Annotated in this window: 18 protein-coding genes; 11 read left to right on the forward strand and 7 right to left on the reverse strand. The window is 37.4% G+C overall.

What is annotated here, in order from left to right; genetic code table 11:
- Positions 1-9 precede the first annotated feature (9 nt).
- The 6 genes from hda to AC07U8_RS07055 all read left to right on the forward strand — a co-directional run bounded on the left by hda (position 10) and on the right by AC07U8_RS07055 (position 8278).
- Complete coding sequence (gene hda / locus AC07U8_RS07030) at positions 10-717, forward strand: DnaA regulatory inactivator Hda (RefSeq protein WP_004721759.1); 708 nt, start codon at positions 10-12, stop codon at positions 715-717.
- 171 nt (positions 718-888) lie between these two features.
- On the forward strand, positions 889-2700 hold the full coding sequence (gene rbtA, locus AC07U8_RS07035; protein ID WP_494737577.1) for a rhombotarget A: 1812 nt from the start codon (positions 889-891) through the stop codon (positions 2698-2700).
- A gap of 10 nt (positions 2701-2710) precedes the next feature.
- Complete coding sequence (locus AC07U8_RS07040; RefSeq protein WP_270384516.1) at positions 2711-5173, forward strand: CSLREA domain-containing protein; 2463 nt, start codon at positions 2711-2713, stop codon at positions 5171-5173.
- Between the two features lie 225 nt (positions 5174-5398).
- Positions 5399-6181, forward strand: a complete 783-nt coding sequence (locus AC07U8_RS07045; protein WP_270384518.1) for a tellurium resistance protein — start codon at positions 5399-5401, stop codon at positions 6179-6181.
- Positions 6182-6190: 9 nt separating this feature from the next.
- On the forward strand, positions 6191-7315 hold the full coding sequence (locus AC07U8_RS07050) for a toxic anion resistance protein (RefSeq protein ID WP_034613209.1): 1125 nt from the start codon (positions 6191-6193) through the stop codon (positions 7313-7315).
- Between the two features lie 45 nt (positions 7316-7360).
- Positions 7361-8278: a hypothetical protein gene (locus AC07U8_RS07055; RefSeq protein ID WP_034613212.1), complete on the forward strand. Its 918-nt coding sequence runs from the start codon at positions 7361-7363 to the stop codon at positions 8276-8278.
- 103 nt (positions 8279-8381) lie between these two features.
- On the opposite strand, the gene AC07U8_RS07060 is transcribed toward AC07U8_RS07055, so the two are convergent.
- The gene (locus tag AC07U8_RS07060; RefSeq protein WP_004721747.1) at positions 8382-9002 is read right to left on the reverse strand and encodes a DsbA family oxidoreductase; all 621 of its coding nucleotides are present in this window, start codon (positions 9000-9002) and stop codon (positions 8382-8384) included.
- Between the two features lie 407 nt (positions 9003-9409).
- On the opposite strand from AC07U8_RS07060, the gene ahpF reads away from it, so the two are divergent.
- Positions 9410-10975, forward strand: a complete 1566-nt coding sequence (gene ahpF / locus AC07U8_RS07065; protein WP_034613215.1) for an alkyl hydroperoxide reductase subunit F — start codon at positions 9410-9412, stop codon at positions 10973-10975.
- Between the two features lie 177 nt (positions 10976-11152).
- Here ahpF and AC07U8_RS07070 read toward each other — a convergent pair whose 3' ends face one another.
- A complete protein-coding gene (locus tag AC07U8_RS07070; protein WP_004820284.1) occupies positions 11153-11809 on the reverse strand; it encodes an FMN-dependent NADH-azoreductase in 657 nt (218 codons plus the stop codon).
- A 153-nt stretch (positions 11810-11962) separates the two neighbouring features.
- Between AC07U8_RS07070 and AC07U8_RS07075 the strand changes: the two genes are divergently transcribed.
- Positions 11963-12820, forward strand: coding sequence for a LysR substrate-binding domain-containing protein (locus AC07U8_RS07075; RefSeq protein ID WP_081407376.1), 858 nt, complete (start codon positions 11963-11965; stop codon positions 12818-12820).
- A gap of 267 nt (positions 12821-13087) precedes the next feature.
- Here the strand turns inward: AC07U8_RS07075 and AC07U8_RS07080 are convergent, their stop codons facing one another.
- The 3 genes from AC07U8_RS07080 to arsC all read right to left on the reverse strand — a co-directional run bounded on the left by AC07U8_RS07080 (position 13088) and on the right by arsC (position 15342).
- Positions 13088-13339, reverse strand: a complete 252-nt coding sequence (locus AC07U8_RS07080; RefSeq protein WP_004721738.1) for a YfhL family 4Fe-4S dicluster ferredoxin — start codon at positions 13337-13339, stop codon at positions 13088-13090.
- Between the two features lie 9 nt (positions 13340-13348).
- Positions 13349-14749: a prephenate-dependent tRNA uridine(34) hydroxylase TrhP gene (trhP, locus tag AC07U8_RS07085; RefSeq protein WP_034613222.1), complete on the reverse strand. Its 1401-nt coding sequence runs from the start codon at positions 14747-14749 to the stop codon at positions 13349-13351.
- 164 nt (positions 14750-14913) lie between these two features.
- Positions 14914-15342 carry an arsenate reductase (glutaredoxin) gene (arsC, locus tag AC07U8_RS07090; protein ID WP_004820291.1) on the reverse strand — a complete coding sequence of 143 codons (429 nt, stop codon included), beginning with the start codon at positions 15340-15342 and terminating at the stop codon, positions 14914-14916.
- A gap of 98 nt (positions 15343-15440) precedes the next feature.
- Here arsC and AC07U8_RS07095 point away from each other — a divergent pair, with 98 nt between their 5' ends.
- Both AC07U8_RS07095 and arsB read left to right on the forward strand, forming a co-directional pair.
- Positions 15441-15764, forward strand: coding sequence for an ArsR/SmtB family transcription factor (locus AC07U8_RS07095; protein WP_034613227.1), 324 nt, complete (start codon positions 15441-15443; stop codon positions 15762-15764).
- A gap of 6 nt (positions 15765-15770) precedes the next feature.
- Positions 15771-16847, forward strand: a complete 1077-nt coding sequence (arsB, locus tag AC07U8_RS07100) for an ACR3 family arsenite efflux transporter (protein ID WP_494737578.1) — start codon at positions 15771-15773, stop codon at positions 16845-16847.
- Positions 16848-16875: 28 nt separating this feature from the next.
- Here the strand turns inward: arsB and AC07U8_RS07105 are convergent, their stop codons facing one another.
- Positions 16876-17280: a Cd(II)/Pb(II)-responsive transcriptional regulator gene (locus AC07U8_RS07105; RefSeq protein ID WP_004721728.1), complete on the reverse strand. Its 405-nt coding sequence runs from the start codon at positions 17278-17280 to the stop codon at positions 16876-16878.
- A 171-nt stretch (positions 17281-17451) separates the two neighbouring features.
- Here AC07U8_RS07105 and AC07U8_RS07110 point away from each other — a divergent pair, with 171 nt between their 5' ends.
- Positions 17452-18087, forward strand: coding sequence for a cation efflux transmembrane domain-containing protein (locus AC07U8_RS07110; protein WP_004820297.1), 636 nt, complete (start codon positions 17452-17454; stop codon positions 18085-18087).
- A 72-nt stretch (positions 18088-18159) separates the two neighbouring features.
- Here the strand turns inward: AC07U8_RS07110 and AC07U8_RS07115 are convergent, their stop codons facing one another.
- Positions 18160-19008 (reverse strand): hypothetical protein, encoded by an 849-nt coding sequence (locus tag AC07U8_RS07115; protein ID WP_034613234.1) that lies wholly within the window; start codon positions 19006-19008, stop codon positions 18160-18162.
- Between the last annotated feature and the right edge of the window lie 191 nt (positions 19009-19199).

Raw genomic sequence — 19199 nt, forward strand, 5'->3', positions numbered from 1 at the left:
TTTGAATATATGCGTCAATTACAGTTGGATATAGAACCACAACTGGATGCCAGAATTAGTGATTTTTCTGGGCCAGGTTGGGGACCTGTAATTGATGCTGTGCGTCAGCTTCATGCAGGGCTGATGAATCGTTTCTACATCTATGGTGGTGCTGGAACTGGAAAAAGTCATTTACTCACGGCGATTTGCGATTCTTATTTAGAGATTGGCAAATCTGCGATTAAAGTATCGCTGTTAGAATTACTTGATGCGCCCATCGAGGCAATTACCTCATTAGAAAGCTATGATTTGGTTGCCTTGGATGATATCGAGGCTATTAGTGGTGTACCACATTGGCAAAAAGCGGTATTTCATCTGATTAATAACAATAACGAAGATGGCGGACAGTTGGTGTTTTCATCACGATTTGCGCCGATAGAATTAAAGCTAGAATTACCAGACCTACAATCTCGCCTTACTCAGGCAGTCAGTGTAAAAGTACCGAGTGGACAGTCCTATGCAGATCGACATGCTTTATTGCATTCTGTGTTGGAACGTCGGGGTGTACATTTTGACCCACAAATAACGGAATATTTGCTATTACATGGGCCACATCAAACGAGTACACTACTTCAGTCTGTTGAACAGCTAGAAAAGTTATTAAAGGGTGAGAAGACTAAATTATCTCATGCAACTTTAAGACAGCTCTATGCATTGATTGATGAATATCGACAATAGTTGATTTTTACTATTGTTGAGTGCGCGTAACACAAGAAGTGAAGTCAATAGATCGGCCGATGAAAATTCTTGAGAATTTTTATTGTGTGTGACAAAGTACGCAAAAAGGACTGATAGCAAAGCGTAATGCTGGCTAATAAGAAATAATTAAAAGAAATCAAGGAGACTATAATGCTCAAACGGGGCATAGGCTTAGGATTATTATGTATTACTGGTCAGGCATTTAGTGCAAATATTACTGTGACTACCACAGACGATATTGTAAAAGCTGATAATCAGTGTTCATTAAGAGAAGCAGTTGAATACGTCAATCAGGGAATGCCTGAAGCTGGCTATAATGGTTGTGGTGGCGGCAAAGAGGTGACTGCAAAAATTATATTACAAGGCAATAAAGAGTATTCACTGAATAAGCAAATCCGAATATTAAAGGATGTCGCATTTGGTTCGACCTATGAAAGTAACGTAAATAATACACAAACGCTTGTAGGTAAAAACAATGCCATTATTAAAATGGTTGGAAAAGAACGTTTATTTCAGATCGAAAAAGATATAGATGAGAAAGCAGAGACACCACCTGCAATGCTGAAAGTTTCATTTGATGAAATTACCCTGAAAGGCTGTGGCCAAGATGTATGTGCTGAGCAAGGTGGTCTGATCTATAACAAAGAAGCATTGGGGATAAGTAATAGCCAACTTTTAGATGGTCATGCAAAAGAAGGTGGGGCAATCTATAACGCAGGTATTTATGCAGCGAATACCGCATTAAGTATCGTTGGGATTAACAAGACCTTAATCAAAGGCAATAAAGCAGAAAAAGGTGGTGTAATTTATACCGAATTACCTGCATTTGTTATCACACAATCATTGATTCGAGATAATGAGGTTACTGATGCTACAAGTTCAAATTTTGAAACAAAAAATCAATTTTCTGAAGATGCATTAAAAGCCTTTGGTTCTACTGCGCCCTATGGGATTGAAAATAGTACGATTTTTAACAATAAAGGCTATGTGGTTAAAGTCTACGATGCTATGCAGCTCAACAATATCACCATGATCCTCAATAGTATGGGCCTTATTGTAGACGCCCCTCAAAAGAAAGGTTTTGTCGCAAATAGTATTATTGCCAAAAATGGTACACAAGATTGTACGATTGTGTCTGGTGGTGAAGCAGAACAGATCAGCAATAACCTCTATTCTTCAGGATGCAATGGTTTTAAAGCGACAGCATTGGGTAATGCGCAACTGATTGCTGGAAGTACCACAGAAGGAAAATGTGACTTTAGTACTAATGGGATTTTATGCCCATTTGCTGAGTCACCGAGTGTAGCCTTAGGTTATTTTTTACCAAGAATTTTACCAAGTTATAACTCGGCTGAAGATTCTGTGATTATTAATCACGGTCCAGAACCTCAAGATAAAATAACAGCTTGTTCGACTCTTGATCAGCGAAGTAAACAGAGAAATTCCAATTCAGAATTATGTGATCGTGGTGCGATTGAACTGGTGATTGATCTTGGAAACATTTCGACCGTAGGGCAAGATATTTTATATGGTGAAACAGCTAAATTTTCAATTTCTGATCAATTACAAGATGGTGAACTTGTTAGTGCTGAAAAGTGTAAACAAATTTTTAATCGCGAATTGGATGACAATGGTAAGCCTTGGCAAATAGGTTGTTTAAAGATTATTCAAACCAATACGCCATCTAAAGGCACCATGACGATAAATCAGGCAGGTGATATTGTGTATACACCGAACGGTCAATGGCAAGGTTCTGATGAATTTAAAATTAATGTGGTGACATCGACCACAAGTTTTAATAAATCGGATAATCCTTATATTACGATTCCTGCACGAATTGTACAAAGAAAGCCAGATGATTTTAAAAACTATAAAGTAAAGACCTCTGGTGGAAGTCTAGGATTTCTTTCAATCATTGGACTGATTGGTTTAGCTGGCTATCGACGGATCAAGTATAAGTAAAGGATTGCACATGAAAAATTATAAAAAAGGATTTCTGACACTTGTTGTATTGTCGACCATGTCTTTGATGGCGGCAGAAGATAAAACGATTTATGTAACCACCTTTGATGATGAGGATGGGACAAATCCTGACAAGTGTTCATTAAGAGAAGCATTACACGCCGCCGCGACACATAAAGCTTATGGTGGCTGTAGTGCAGGACAGGTTTATTCAACAGTACCCAATGTAATTCAGTTGGAGGCAGGTGAATATAAGCTGACTAAAGAATTAAGACCCAACTCAGATGTTTCTATCATTGGTAAAGAGCCAGGTGATTATAGTCGCCCAGATGTATTGACCAATAATTTCCCTGCTGCAACCCCATTAAAAACTACAATTTCAGGTCAAGGAAACTCACGTATTTTCAATACCATTTATGAAAATAAGCCGAGTCTAACGCTGAATGATGTAATTTTAAAAAATGGCTCGAGTTTAAATGACAGCAATAATAATGTGGGTGGAGCAATTTATGCTGGCGGTGCACTCACCTTAAATAATGTAAATATTATAGATTCCAATGCGAAAGCAGGTGGGGCAATTTATTTAAATGATGTTTCAAGTTCTCTGACCATAAATTATGGTGTATTCCAAACCAATAAAGCGGAACTGGGCAGTGTACTTGGAATGACCTGTGCTGATAATTTAGAGTTTACCAAACGTAATATCGCAGTGAGTGGGGTAACATTTATTGGCAATGGTGCTGCAGATAGTTTAAGCATGCTTAATTTTTGTGGGCAACCTGCAGTGACTTTTTCTGCAAATACGATTACTGACAATATCGCAAGTGCAAGTCAAGGTCGTATCATTCAATTTAGCCAATTGACACCACAAGGAAAAGTTAATTTTAGTGATAATTCTTCTTTATCACTGATCAGTAATACCATTGTCAATAATAAAGCTTGGGCAACATTATTGTATGGTTACAATGGTATAAAAGCATTAAGTAATAATATTTTGGCTTACAATACTGGAAAATCTTGCCGTTATGCAAATGGTGATGTCAGTAAAGTTGAAGGTTCGCGTGTAGTGCTTGTATACAATGCTTTAAAATTGGCTGCTGGTGATGATCAATGTGAGGTTGCAGAGGAAGTAAGGAAAGAGGATAAAGATCATACATTTGATGTGAGTAATATTGCATTCACAACTATTTTAAATAAGATAGAACCACCAAGTGAATCTACAGGCTTTATGCCGATGTATTTCCCTATAAACTTAGGCACAGACAAAGACTTGGTTGATGTTGGTTATACGGGCTGTAGTGGCGTTGATCAGCGTGGTGTTACACGCGTGATTGCGGAGAACTCAAATGGTCCCAATGATGTGGCAAACTCATGTGATATTGGCTCGACAGAGGTTTTACGTCTCACTGCCAATAACCTGAGTGCAAGTAATACTTCGGTTGTTGTGGCACTTAATTCTTATCAAAACATATTGGATAATTATAATAAGTTGATTGCAGATCCAGCGACCAAACAAGAATATATTCCTTTTTATAAAATCCAATCAGAGTTGTATAGTAATTTAATCAAATACACCAAATCAGACCAGAAATATCGCACGATCTTTGTCGATCCTTTTGTAGCCAATTTGCCTGCGGAAATTATAACCAAAGACGCTAATGGTAATGATGTGCGAGTGGTAAAACATTTAAGTGCGGACAATTATAATGTGATTGTAGAACCACTTGGTGTCGGAGTATTAAATGATAAGAAACAATTTGTAGGTAAAAAAGAGCCAAAATTCGATTGTGTATGGAATAAAGACTTAAAGAGAATTATGTTATGGCGTATAGATGACAATGTTACACCATCAGGTGACAATGAATTCTGTAGCTATAAACTAGAGTTAAAGACAGATCAAAGCATTAGCTCTTCAGCCTATATCATTGGAAGCTTTACCAATATTGCACCTATTGCTAAAGATGCAACATTTAATATTGAACAAGGCTCAACCAAAGCGATTGATGTAGATCTACTGCAATATGCAAATGATGATGGTGACGGTAATGCTGCTGCGTTAACAGAGAAGCCAAATAAACCAAAATTTTATGTCAATACAGATGGGGTTGAATTGCCAATTCGAATTGGAACAAATATTGATCCTGTGGTCATTACCGCGGATCGTAGTGGGCCTTGTCCTGGTAGCGATAATAAATATACCTGCTATGGTGGCAAAATCCATATCCAACTTAGAAATACACTTGATCCATTTAGTTATAAATTTACCTATTATGTGTATGATGCGGATGGAAAAATTTCTACTCCTGAAAATAGTAGTGTTGAAGCGGCTACCGTTACTTTGAAAAACTCAGGTACTGCGCCAGGAAGCCCACGGGTCAGTGGCGGTGGTTCATTGGGTTGGTTGAGTCTTCTTGGGCTGTTAGGGCTGACAGGTTATCGTCGTTATCAAGCGAATAGACAGTCAAAGCAATAACAGGAAACTCAATATACCTAAAATAATCGTTTTAACGCATTGTGTTATAGCAAAAAGCCAGTTTTTATAAACTGGCTTTTTGCTATCTGTATGTTTTTTGCTATCTGTATGTTTTTTGCTATTTGTATGGGCTTTCTTCCTAATTTGTATTATAAGTTTTAAATAGAAAGGGTTTGTTGATTGATTTCCCTTAAATCATTGAAAAGTTATTCATTTTGAATTGATATGAAGCAATTTACTGTACTTACACCGCTTGAACAGATCCCATGTAGTTCTGATGAATTACTTTCGATTAAAAGAAATGATTTGGTTCCACTACTCGACAATCAAACACGACTGAATTTGTATGCTGATCAGTTGATTCAAGCACAATCGGTACTGTTAAAAGCCATTGATCCAAGTTTGACGCAAAAGCTGAGTCAAATTATTGCACATATTATTCAGCAATTATCTGCATCCAAGAAAAAGCTAAATCAACGTAAATTCAATGCGATACAAAAATGGTTAGGCTTGGATTTGGAGTTTAGTATTGGACAAGTCAAATATTTAAATGATTTGGAAAGTTTAATTGATGAAGCCAAACATTTGAGTCAAAGATTACAAATCGAAATTCAAAAGTCGGAAGCAAGATTCCAACAAGCCAATGGCTTAAGAGAGCAAATGGCGAAATATATTCGTGCAGCGCAGGAATTTTTACATGAATATCCTGCTTTTGTACAACATCGTCATCCCTTGGATAATTTTGCAGATCGGCTGTCTAAGAAAGTTAATACGCTACAAACGCTACAAGCCAGTAATGATATTGCGTTAGCACAAATGCAGTTAACACAACAGCTTTCATTGAGCTTACTTGATCGCTTTAATGAAGCTCAGCATGTTCTGATTCCTGCATGGCAATATCATGTCAAACAGAGTAGTGCGCAGAATTCTTTTACAACGACTGAAGAATTGGATAAAAGTCGTGATAAATTAATTCAATCATTAAAGAAATCATTAGAAAATAAATAGGATAGAAGTATGAGTGATTCGAATCATCAAGCATTAACTGAACAATCCAATACGCCGTTGGAATTACAAAAGTTTGAACAATTGAATTTGAAAGAAATAGGTTTAAACACCGAAGATTTTAATGAGGTTGTTAATGCGCATAAAGACCTAGCCAATATTAATCATGCATCCGTTGCTGAATATGGTAAAAATATTGCGACCAAAACATCCTCATATACAGATGAATTACTCAACTTGGTCAAAAATAAAGACTTAGATGTGACTGGGCAAAAATTAAATGAAGTTGTGCAAGTTGCTCAGCAATTGAATACATCCAGCATTTTGAATCAATCAAAAAACTCAGGATTTATTGGAAGCATACTCAGTAAATTTAAAGGTGCTAAGCAAAGTTTTGATCAACATTTTAATACCACCAAAGAGCAAATAGATTCATTGGTCAAGGAAATTGAAACATCACAAACAGGTTTAAAAGCGCGGGTAGATACATTAGATCGTATGTTTAATGGGGTTCAAGAGGAATATCGACAGTTGGGTATTTATATTGCCGCAGGTCGAATCAAGCAAGTTGAAGTACAGCAAGAAATTGCCACTTTATCTCAGCAAGAGCAAGATCCTAAAACCAATCAGCGTGTTTATGACCTTAACCATTTAGCCAACAATCTAGAAAAGCGAGTTAGTGATTTACAAGTCTTGCAACAATCTGCAATGCAAACCTTACCGATGATTCGTATTATTCAATCCAATAATATGATGTTGGTCGATAAATTTTATGCGATTAAAAATATTACGCTACCTGCATGGAAAAACCAGATCAGCTTGGCGATTTCTCTAAATGAGCAACGTAATAGTGTACAACTTGCCAACAGGATTGATGATGCAACCAATGAACTATTAAAACGCAATGCAGATTTACTTCATCAAAATTCTGTGGATACTGCCAAAGCCAATCAACGCTCAGTGATTGATATTGAAACGCTTGAACATGTTCAAAATACCCTGATTAAAACTGTAAATGATGTCATTCAAATTCAGAAAGAGGGCATGCAAAAACGTGAAGAGGCTTCGACTCGGATTAAAGCGCTTCAATCGAATTTGCAACAGTTGGTATTAGATACCAGTACACATCAATCCTAAGCCAAAGCTTAAATCTTGGCACAATCTCATCTAAAGGTGTAAAGGTTGACTGAAAAAACTCAATATCCTGTAGATATTCAACAGATCGAGCATGGATTAAAAATACTTCAGCATCGAAAACGGAATTTGATGGTTTCGGCTGTGGTTTTATCCTCTGTGGGTATCGCAAGTTTAGTTTCTGTTTTTTTTCAACAGGAATTGGTTTTTAACTTGTTTGGTGTGGCACAACAGGTTCATCAATTGCACTTGCCATATATTCTAGATCAGCAGTTAAGAGAATATATCCATCAACCAGACTACCTCATGAATGCATTGTCATGGTTTGGTTGGTTGATCTTAAAATTAATAGTGTCATTTATTGGCGCATTTATTATTGTGGGTGTATTAAAAAAAATTCGCTTTTTTAAAGTGCGCTTTCAATCTTTTATCCTTAAATTTGTTGCATGGCTTTTATCCTTGATTGTGCTCTGGTCTGGTTTGGCTTATGTGCAATATGATCTGAAAGATGATGAAGACAAAGAGTTAAAATCATTTATAAAATATGATCAAAACATTCAGCAAAGCGCTATTTATCAATATCTGCAAAGATCGGATGCGCCTGAAACAGTACAAAGCTATTTATTGGCACAAACCGCATTGATGCATAAACCAGTTGATAAGGTCGTGGCTACGGTTTACACAGAAAAATTGATTAAAGCGGAGCAATCTGATTCGCGCTTTTTAGAATACGGCTTTAAACCTGAGCAATTATGGACAATTCAACATCAGGTATTTAATCGAGCGCTTTCCCCGATTGCGCAAGGTGTTGAAGCGCAAGTGAGTCGTGCAAGCTTTTGGTCGAACATTGTTGAAAAGGTTTTATGGGGAATTTCAGCACTCAGTTTATTTTTTAGCTTGATGATTTATTGGGTAGCAAATCGAATTGCGAAACGTTTACATCGAATTGGTCATCGTATCGGTTAGTGCAACGCACAAAGCTTATACTTTGTAAAAATTCTGATAAAAAAGCACTTTTGTGATGAGCAAAAGTGCTTTTTTATTGCTGTAAAAATTAAATCTCGTTGTCCTAAGCGACATCTTTCGCTCGGTTGGTAATCAGGTCTTTCAGTTCTAAGGTATCAAAGGTTTTATCCCAAATTTCACCGTCTACAATATAGTAAGGCGTTGGGTGTTTACCGAAACCTTGTACATAATGAGTAATCTCAGTTTGTTTGTCTGCGATTTCCTTATGTTGAATAGAACGTAGAACTTTCGTGCCATCCAAGCCCATACCTTCGATGATTTGTTTCAGTACTTCAGGGTTGGCAATGTCTTTACCATGGGCGAATATGGCGTGGAATAAAGCCTGCGTTAACGCGAATTGGTCAAAGATATTGTCTAAAGCCAATATCGCTTGATGGGCTAAACGGCTATTGGGCATACGCTTCATATGCTCAATATCTACGGTTAAATCTTGACTATAAGCAGCAAATTTTGCCATATCAAGTTTGCGATTGGCTTCTTTGGTTCCATATCTTTCAGTCAGGTATTGATAAACATCTAAGCCTTGTTCTGGAATTTCTGGTAAAACTTGCACAGGTAATAATTCGATTTTTTTCGCCATGGGTTGATTCCAATGTTGTTTGAGTTTTTCAAACGCCACATAACTCATTGGATAGACGATATCGAATACGAACTCTATTTTCATTGTTTTACCTCTTCACTTATTTATACAGGAATTGTGAATAAGTACACCTTGTTGTACTTAATTGGAGAAACCACAACATAAATTTAGCTTAAAACTTTGTGGCTTGGCTGCGCATGATTTTTTGTAGAGAGATGGTCGAAGAAATATTATTTTTGTTGAAAATTAATCTAATTTTAAGTTTCGAGGAAGTCGGGGATGTCTATTGATTTTCTAGCCAATGCCCATATATATACCAGCATTAAAGAATTTAAATTTGAGAATAGGGGGATATGCTGATGAGAACGTGGCTGATTTTTGTTAAACTAAAAAACCGATTGATTTAATAAAAACAAACTGTTTTATCTATTTTTTAAATAGACGTAATATACATTCAACGAAAGAAATTTACTCCCTTGGAGATTGTTAGCATGTTAGATACAAATACTTCTGCTCAATTAAAAACATTGTTAGAGCGTCTTGAGAGCCCAATTGAAATTGTTGCTTCTTTAAATGGTTCTGAAAAGTCAGACAAAATTAAAGAGTTGGTGACTGAAATTGCTGCGCTGTCAGATCAAGTGACTGCACGTTTCGATGGTCAGAATGATCGTAAACCGAGCTTTGGTATTGCAAAAGTAGGTGAACAACCTCGCGTATTCTTTGCTGGTTTACCGATGGGTCATGAGTTTACCTCGTTAATTTTAGCTTTATTACAAGTATCAGGTTATGCGCCAAAAGTTTCTGATGAAATCTTGGCTCAAGTTAAAGGTTTAAACCTGACTGCAAATTTTGATGTATTCGTTTCTTTAAGCTGTCACAACTGCCCAGATGTTGTTCAAGCACTTAACTTGATTGCAATTAATAATCCAGGCACTACAGCAACCATGATCGACGGTGCATTCTTCCAAGATGAAGTTGAAGAACGCAAAATCTTGGCTGTACCTATGGTTTTCCAAAATGGCGAACATATTGGTCAAGGTCGTATGACTTTGGAAGAAATCGTTGCGAAATTAGACAGCGGTGCTGCGGCTAAAGATGCTGAAAAGCTGAATGCTAAAGACGCGTTTGATGTATTGGTGATTGGTGGTGGACCTGCTGGTGCAACATCTGCGGTATATGCTGCACGTAAAGGGATTCGCACAGGTATTGTTTCTGAGCGCTTTGGTGGTCAGGTCATGGACACCATGGATATTGAAAACTTTATCTCAGTACAAAAAACACAAGGTCCTAAGTTTGGTTCAGATATGGAAGCGCATGTACGTGAGTACGGTGTGGACATTATGAACTTACAAAAAGTGAAAAACATTGTTGGTGCGGATCAAACAACTAATGGTTTAGTTGAAGTTGAACTGGAAAATGGTGCAAAACTTGAATCAAAAACGGTCATCTTATCTACAGGTGCACGTTGGAGAGAGATGAATGTACCAGGTGAGAAAGAGTACAAAACACGTGGTGTTGCGTATTGCCCACACTGTGATGGTCCATTATTTAAAGGCAAAAAGGTTGCCGTGATTGGTGGGGGTAACTCAGGTGTAGAGGCCGCAATTGATCTTGCAGGTATTGTTGAACATGTCACATTGATCGAGTTTGATACTCAACTTCGTGCTGACCAAGTGCTTCAAGATAAATTGAATAGTTTGCCAAATACCACGGTGATTTTGAATGCACTCTCTACAGAAGTGATTGGTGATGGTTCGATTGTGACAGGGTTGAAGTATAAAGACCGTGCAACAGACGAACTGCATACCATTGAACTTGCGGGAATCTTTGTACAAATTGGTTTATTACCAAACACAGATTTCTTAAAAGCAACTGCTGTAGAGCTTTCAAACCGTAATGAAATTGTGGTAAATGATCGTAATGAAACCAATGTAAAAGGTGTATTTGCTGCGGGTGACTGTACAACAGTGCCTTATAAACAAATCATCATTGCCGCTGGTGAGGGTGCAAAAGCCTCTTTATCTGCATTCGATTACATCATTCGTTCAGGTCAATAATCTTTCAATGATTGCACGTTGAAAAGCAAGCCAAAGTGTCGCAATGATAACTTTGGCTTGTCTTAACATTTATTTCATGTTTTACCCTTGATAGGAATTGAGTTGCTAACAGCTCAATTCCTTTTTTTGTGTTGGAGATTGAATACTATTGAAGAGAGCTTGCGAAAATAAGCTTTGTTAATGTTGCAAATCTTGAACAAGTGCAATGGTTTTTTGTTCTGCAGCTTGGATCGATTGTGCTAACAACTCGCCACCAAATTCCTGATACTCAATTGCGATTTCATGAAATTTTTCGATACCTATAAAATTGAATGCTGTTTTTATTGCGGGTTCAGCATGATTGGGAAATGGCGCATCAGCTGAATCAAAGTCATGCCCACCACGGGCAGAAAGGATAATCATAGTTTTTTGATGATCCAAAAGCCCTGAGTACGGTTGCTCTTTGCTAAGATCAAATGAGTAGGTTTTATTCATTCTCACGATGTGATCAATATAGGCTTTTAGATGAGCAGGTGTGCCAAAGTTATACATCGGTACGCCAAGCACAATAATATCTGCCCAATGTAATTCTTCGATAAACTCATTGCTCAGTTGTAGGCGTTGTTGTGCCTTTTCTTCAGATTCTGCATAGCCAAATTCAGAAATGATCCACTCTTCATCAATATAAGGGGGTGGATTTCGACCTAAATCACGATGTTTAACTTGCACAGATGAATCAATTTCATTCCATTGATCAATAAATAATTCGGTTAAGCGTCGGCTTAAAGAACCATGTGGGTGCGTACCTGAAATACCTGTTCTTAAACTAGTATCTATTTTTAGTATATTTGCCATGATCATTACTCAATTTGTTGTTTGTTCAAATTGATTTTTATAGAATATGAAAAAAACAACAAACGATAAAAATACATGTTATAACTGAATCTAATTCATTTATATTTTACACGGTGATCTTCGGTGGTTTTGCATAATTCCTTGGAGCAATTGTTGGCCTTTCAGCATGTCGCTGAACAACTCAGCTTTAAGAAAGCAGCAGACCAATTGTTTTTAACACCTACCGCCTTAAGCCATCGTATCAAGAAGCTGGAACAGCAATTGAATATACAGTTATTCGAACGACGTACACGCTCGATTAGCCTAACGCCAGAAGGAGAGTATTTGCTTAAGCATGTGCAATCAGGTTTTGGACAGATTCAAACTGCTTTGTTTCAACTTGAGCAAAATAAACAAAGATTATTTACCATTACGACAACACCATCCTTTGCAAGTGAGTGGATTATTCCCTATTTGCCAGAGTTACAAAGTCGCTTTCCCAATATTATGTTTCGAGTACATGCGAGTTATGACCTCATCAATATGACGTCTGGTCTCTATGATTTGGCGATTCGGTATGGTTCAGGGGGCTATCAAGATGTTGATGCAGAATTATTTGCAGTTGATGAATATGTGGCTGTCGGGCATCCCTCTTTGGATATTGCAACTATGAACTGGACGACTGTGCCATTGATTCACTTTACCTGGGGAGACGAATACTGTCCAAATCGAGTCAATTGGCAGAAATGGTTTGAAAAACAAGGCTTACATATTCAAGCAGGGCAAGCGCAGGTATTTTATACGCAAGAAAGTCATGCAATTCAGGCTGTATTGTCTGGACAGGGTATTGCATTATTAAGCCGCATTTCGATTGCCAATGATTTACAACAAGGGCGGCTGAAAATTGTATCGCCATGTGTTGAAACGGCATGGAATTACTATTTTTTAACTTTGCCAGATGCTGATTTTATTGTAAATGAAGTCAAACAGTGGTGTAAGGAGAAGTTTTCGCAAAATTTTGCCCATGAATAAAGATCTATGAATTTTTTTCGTCGCTTAGCTTTTTGCTTATATTGCCTATCTTGAAATTAAAATCAAAGGTGATTTTTTAAATAAGAAAAAAGCCAAAGTGTTCCCCAAATACACCTTGGCTTTTCCCTAATGTTGTTGTTTTCCCCTTTTCATGAGCTGTGTTGCCATACAGCTCAGCTCCATTTTCTTTATTGTTATTATTATCTGAACCTATGCATTAACTAAGCAAAATACGTTCCAAGATTAGAATTGGTGTCGCATTTTGTCTTAACCAAACAAACTTAGATAATGAAAGCGATTTAATAATTGCGCTTTGCTTTCTATATGTTGTGGATTTTGAACAATACATTCAATTGGACAGACATCTACACAGGTTTGATGCTCATAAAATCCGACACATTCAGTACAACGCTGTGTATCAATTTCATAGAACTTTTCTCCCTCAAAAATTGCCTGATTGGGGCATTCTGGTACACACATATCACAATTGATGCACTGGTCTGTAATCATTAAAGCCATTTCGATATCCTAAACTGCTTGGTAAGCCAATGATGATGCTGAAATATCAGCAGTCGAATTTGGTAAGTTTCTAATTAATAAGGCATATTGCATATCAATATCAGCAGGAATTGGAATTTCTACAATATATCCTGAGCCTTTTGCATCTATGATCGGTTGTCTGTTTTTATCTAAAATTTCATGAAGAATAAATGTGATGTTGCCAGATGTGGTCATGAGTTCCATAGAGTCACCCACAACAAAACGATTCTTTACCTCAATCTTGATGTAATCATCGTTGCGTTCAAGCACTTCACCAACAAATTGCTGATGGTCAAACTGAGAAGATCCCGTTGCATAGTTTTGATATTCGGCATGGACATGACGACGTAAGAAACCTTCGGTATAACCTCGATTGGCTAAACCTTCGAGTTGTGACATTAACGCCCGATCAAACGGTTTTCCTTGTAGCGCATCATCAATCGCTTTGCGATAAATTTGTGCTGTTCTGGCGCAATAAAAGTAAGATTTGGTGCGTCCTTCGATTTTTAAGGAATGAATGCCCATCTTGGTTAAACGATCTACGTGTTGAACTGCACGTAAGTCTTTAGAGTTCATAAAGTAAGTGCCATGTTGGTCTTCTTCAGCAGCAAACATGTCTTCTCTATGACGTTGTAATAAAACCGGTTCGCCAAATTGATGTTGTTGTATGGCGTGTTGCTCGTCGGCATCTTTATTGTTGCAACAGTCTGATGCTGTCTCCAGTTGTTGGACTGGAATGACATCCCCAGATGCATCTTCTGTTGCTTCGTGAATATTGTATTCCCAGCGACATGCATTGGTGCAAGCGCCTTGATTAGCATCACGTTTATTCATATAGCCTGAAAGTAAGCAACGACCGGAATAAGCCATACAGAGTGCACCGTGTACGAAAACTTCGATTTCCATATCGGGTACATTCTGTTTAATTTCTTCAATTTCCTCGATAGATAACTCACGTGACAAAATGACACGGGTGAGTCCCATATTTCTCCAAAATTTTACGGTTGCCCAATTGACCGCATTTGCCTGTACAGACAGATGAATGGATATTTGTGGGAAGTTTTCTCGAACCAGCATGATCAAGCCCGGATCTGACATGATCAGTGCATCAGGTTGCATGGCGACCACAGGTTCAAGATCACGAATAAAATTTTTTAATTTAGCATTATGCGGTTGAATATTTACCACTACATAAAATTTTTTGCCTAAGGCATGCGCTTCAGTAATCCCTATCTTTAAATGATCATGATCAAACTCATTATTACGAACTCGCAAGCTATAGCGAGGTTGACCTGCATATACCGCATCGGCACCGTAAGCAAATGCATAACGCATATTCTTCAATGATCCAGCTGGTGATAGGAGTTCAGTAATGTGTGAGATGCTCATATAAATTTAAAAGGCATACTAAAAATATGGTTTTATTGTAAGGGTTTGAAAATAAGATTCAACCTAGTAAAACACTCAGGATTAATTGGATGAATTTTTATTAAAAAACTTAATATTCAATATCTTATGTTTAATTAATCGGGTTTTTTGAAAACCCTAAAAAATTATTTAAGCCTTTTTAATTGCTGATCGATAATAATTTCACCATCTTCTTTACTAAAAGCAGCACGTTGTGGCGCAGATAAGAGATCTAAAACCAATTCAGATGGCCGACATAAACGAACACCCAATTCAGTCACGACAAAGGGGCGGTTGATTAAAATCGGGTATTGCAACATGAAATTAAGCAGCTGATCGTCAGTCCATTCTGTTTGATCTAGTTTTAAGGTTTTATAAACATCAACATTTTTACGTATTGCATCTCGTACCGACAAAGCAGATTGCTGAATCAAATCGATGAGTTGTGCCTTGCTTGGCGGATACTGTAAATATTCGATCACTTCTGGTTCGATACCAGTATTTCGAATGAGTGCAAGGGTATTGCGTGAAGTCCCACAGGCAGGATTATGATAAATCTTAATTTGAGATGACATCGATCGACTCTCTGTTAAAAAGCAATATTGCATTTATATATGGATATGCGTATATTCGCAATAGTGAATATGCTAAACCATAAAATTGAGTAATTGCGATGGATCAACCCGATTTCTTTAAGTGCTTATCTGACCCAACTCGTTTGGATATTTTAAAAATTGTGTTGGCACAGGGGAACGTTTGTGTTTGTGAAATCACTGAAGCCTTAAATTTAAGCCAGCCAAAGATTTCTAGACACTTGGCTTTGTTGAGAAATTTGTCCATTTTACTTGATCAACGCAAAGGCCAATGGGTGTATTACCGTTTAAATCCTGAATTACCAGAATGGGCCAATGCAGTATTAAACATAATTGCAGCGCAAACTGCGAATTCAGTTATGGGTAGTTCAGACTTTAACCAAATCAACAGCTGTTGTGAGTAAGCTGTCATGAACTCAAATCAGCCAACTTCGCGGCTTTCTTTCTTAGATCGCAATTTAACTTTATGGATCTTTATTGCGATGGTAATGGGGATCTGCATCAGCGTATATTTCCCGCAGGCTTCTGTGGCTTTAAATCGTTTAAGCGCAGATTCAGTCAATATACCCATTGCGATAGGTTTAATTTTGATGATGTATCCGCCACTTGCCAAAGTGGATTATGCGACCTTAGCTGTAGTCTTCAAAGACAAACGAACGTTGACTTTGTCTTTGCTACAAAACTGGTTAATCGCGCCGTGCCTGATGTTTGCTTTAGCGATCGTGTTTTTACATGCTTATCCTGAATATATGACGGGTTTAATTCTTATTGGTTTAGCCCGTTGTATCGCGATGGTCTTGGTATGGAATAACTTAGCAGGTGGTGACAATCAATATGTCGCAGCTTTAGTCGCTTTTAATAGTATTTTCCAAATTGTCTTTTTTAGTACTTATGCTTGGTTGTTTTTAACAGTTCTACCACCGTATTTTGGTGTAGCAGGAAAAGTTATTGATGTCAGCTTTTGGACGATTACACATGCGGTTTTCATCTATTTAGGTATCCCATTTTTATTGGGCTTTCTAAGTCGGATCATTCTGGTTAAACGCAAAGGATTAGACTGGTATCAACAAACGTTTATCGCTAAAGTCAGTCCACTGAGTTTATTGGCATTGTTATTTACCATTGTGGCGATGTTTAGTTTAAAAGGGGTGGATGTAGTTAGCCTACCATTCGATGTATTGCGAATTGCCATCCCATTAACTCTGTATTTTGTGGTGATGTTTTTCCTGAGCTTTTTTATGAGCAAGTGGATGGGCAATGATTATCCTAAAACTACAGCGATTTCTTTTACCGCAGCGGGAAATAACTTTGAATTGGCACTTGCTGTTGCGATTGCAACATTTGGATTGGCTTCACCTGTCGCATTTACCACAATTATTGGTCCTTTGGTAGAAGTTCCAGTATTGATTGCGTTGGTTAGTGTTTCGCTATGGCTGCGCAAATCTGTTTTTAAATCAGCACATCGACTCAATCAGCAGAGGGAATAGCCGAGAGACTCATTTAACACAATATAAATTATTCCGATGCTTCAAGTTTTTTGACAATCTGACAATGATCAATGGTGGTGTTCGAGGAGCAGGATTGACGTAATTCATGCAGTTGCGATTTAAAATGTTGTAATTCATATATTCGAGTTTCTACATGTCGAATATGTTCTTCAATCAATTGGTCAATGATTTTACAGCCTTGTTCAGGATGTTGTAGATGCTCTAAAAGTTGAGTAATTTCATGTAAGGTCATATCTAATGCGCGGCAACGTTTAATAAAAATAAGCCGCTTTAATGTTTCATCATCATAATATTTATAATTATTATCTGCACGATAACTGGATCTGATCAGATTTTTTTTCTCATAAAACCGCACAGTATCCGTCGACAGCTGAGTTTTTTTAGCGAGATCACTAATTAAGTATTGCTGCATGCTTTATTTTCCTGAATCAACTTGACCTTGGACTAACTCCATAGTTTTAAATAGCAGTATAGCTGAATTTTTCATCATTGTTGAAGCATGTGCTGATTTTCTTTAAAGCACCAACTTGACTGAAAAAAATAAGCAGATAAGCCCATTTATATTGAATCAAGGAGAAGTGTCATGGCGTGTACATGTAGTCATGAACCTGCACCACAGAAACCGAATAGCAAGTTTAGAACGGCTTTGTGGATTGCACTGTTTATTAACCTTGCCATGTTCTTTGTTGAATTGATTGGTGGGGCGTATGCACATTCTTCTGCACTTTGGGCCGATTCTCTGGATTTCTTTGGTGATTCCATCAATTATGCCGTTTCTTTAGCGGTATTAGGCGCAACGCTGTATTGGCGAGCGACTGTTGCCTTGTTTAAAGGGGCAATCATGGCAATTTTTGGTTTTGTCGTGATCGGCAAAACGATCTATGCCTATACGAAAGGGATTCCGCCAGAAGCGATTACCATGGGAGCGATTGGTATACTGGCTTTAATCGCCAATGTGATTTCAGCCCTTGTGCTTTATGCTTTTAGAGATGGCGACTCCAATATGCAGTCTGTTTGGCTGTGTAGTCGTAATGATGCGATTGGAAATGTCGCCGTAATCTTTGCAGCTATTGGGGTTTTTGGTACAGGAAGCATGTTGCCAGATATTATTGTGGCTGTGATTATGGCGACTTTAGGCTTAACCGGCGGTTATCAGGTGATGAAGAGAGCACTACAAGAACGTAAACAAAATATGCCAACTCAACACGTCTTACAATGACGCTCAACGACTCCACAATAAAGTATTTTTGATCTCAGTAATGGGATCAAAAAACCATCATGAAGTAAGCGTTTAAATTTCAGTTATACGCATTGCCATTTTGCTCCAGAAATTATTCCAGAGTGCTAAATACTCAGACTGGACTTGGTCCAAATACTGTTGGTCGTTTTGATCATAGCATTGTATCAGTAGGGTCCAAATGTCATCTTGATGGTTGTCATCATTGGCAAGGGTCGCGTCATTTTGATCAGCCAGACCATGACAAGCATAATAACCTTCAATAAATTTACTGTTGTAAATCGACATGTTGTTACGGAGTGCTTCACTAAACTTTATGACTTGCAGCTCTGTACAAGCCAAAATAAGCAATAATTCTGTATAAGAATTGATGTGTTGGTGAATAAATTGGGCCAATGCGAAAGCTTCTATTTCAGTCTGTTGCTGATCCAATGGATCTAATTCCAACTGCTGCATCAATTTTAAAAAATAAACCAGATGTGATTTGGATGCAGCACTTTTTTCGAGTTGGTGTGTATTGAAACCCAGTTCATCAATTAAGTTTAGCGACAGTAAATAGCGTGCATATATTTTCGCTGCAATCCTATTTTCTGGATGAATATTATGGTTTTTTTCGAGGCTAACGGCTTGATAAATTACCATGCTAAGTGCATCTGTAAAATTTTTAACAATCGCCGTAAAATAATTAATATGAATAAATTTAAGTTGTTCAAGCGTCAGCTGGCTTTGATTCAACTGGACTAATATTGGGTGCTTAAATAAAACATGACAGTGTGTTTGTCGCTTTAAATTTGCGATAGCTTGAGTATTTTGCTGCCATAATTCAGGTTGCAAGGAATTTTGAATGAAATGCAGCAACTCGAAACGAGTATGTTCAGATTGCGTGAAAGATAATATGCTCATATGCTGCATTAAAATTTTAATTTTGCCGTTTTTATAATAGTAAAAAACAAATTGTTTTGCTAGTATTTATACAGGTTTAATATTTTATATTTCATATACTTGCCTTTGTAGTCTTGATGTTTTTTTATAAAAACTCAGTATTCATATGAATTTAAGATATAATTCTTAGCATACACTTGAAGTAATTCGTA

This window comes from Acinetobacter sp. GW821-FHT01E09, assembly GCF_059422385.1.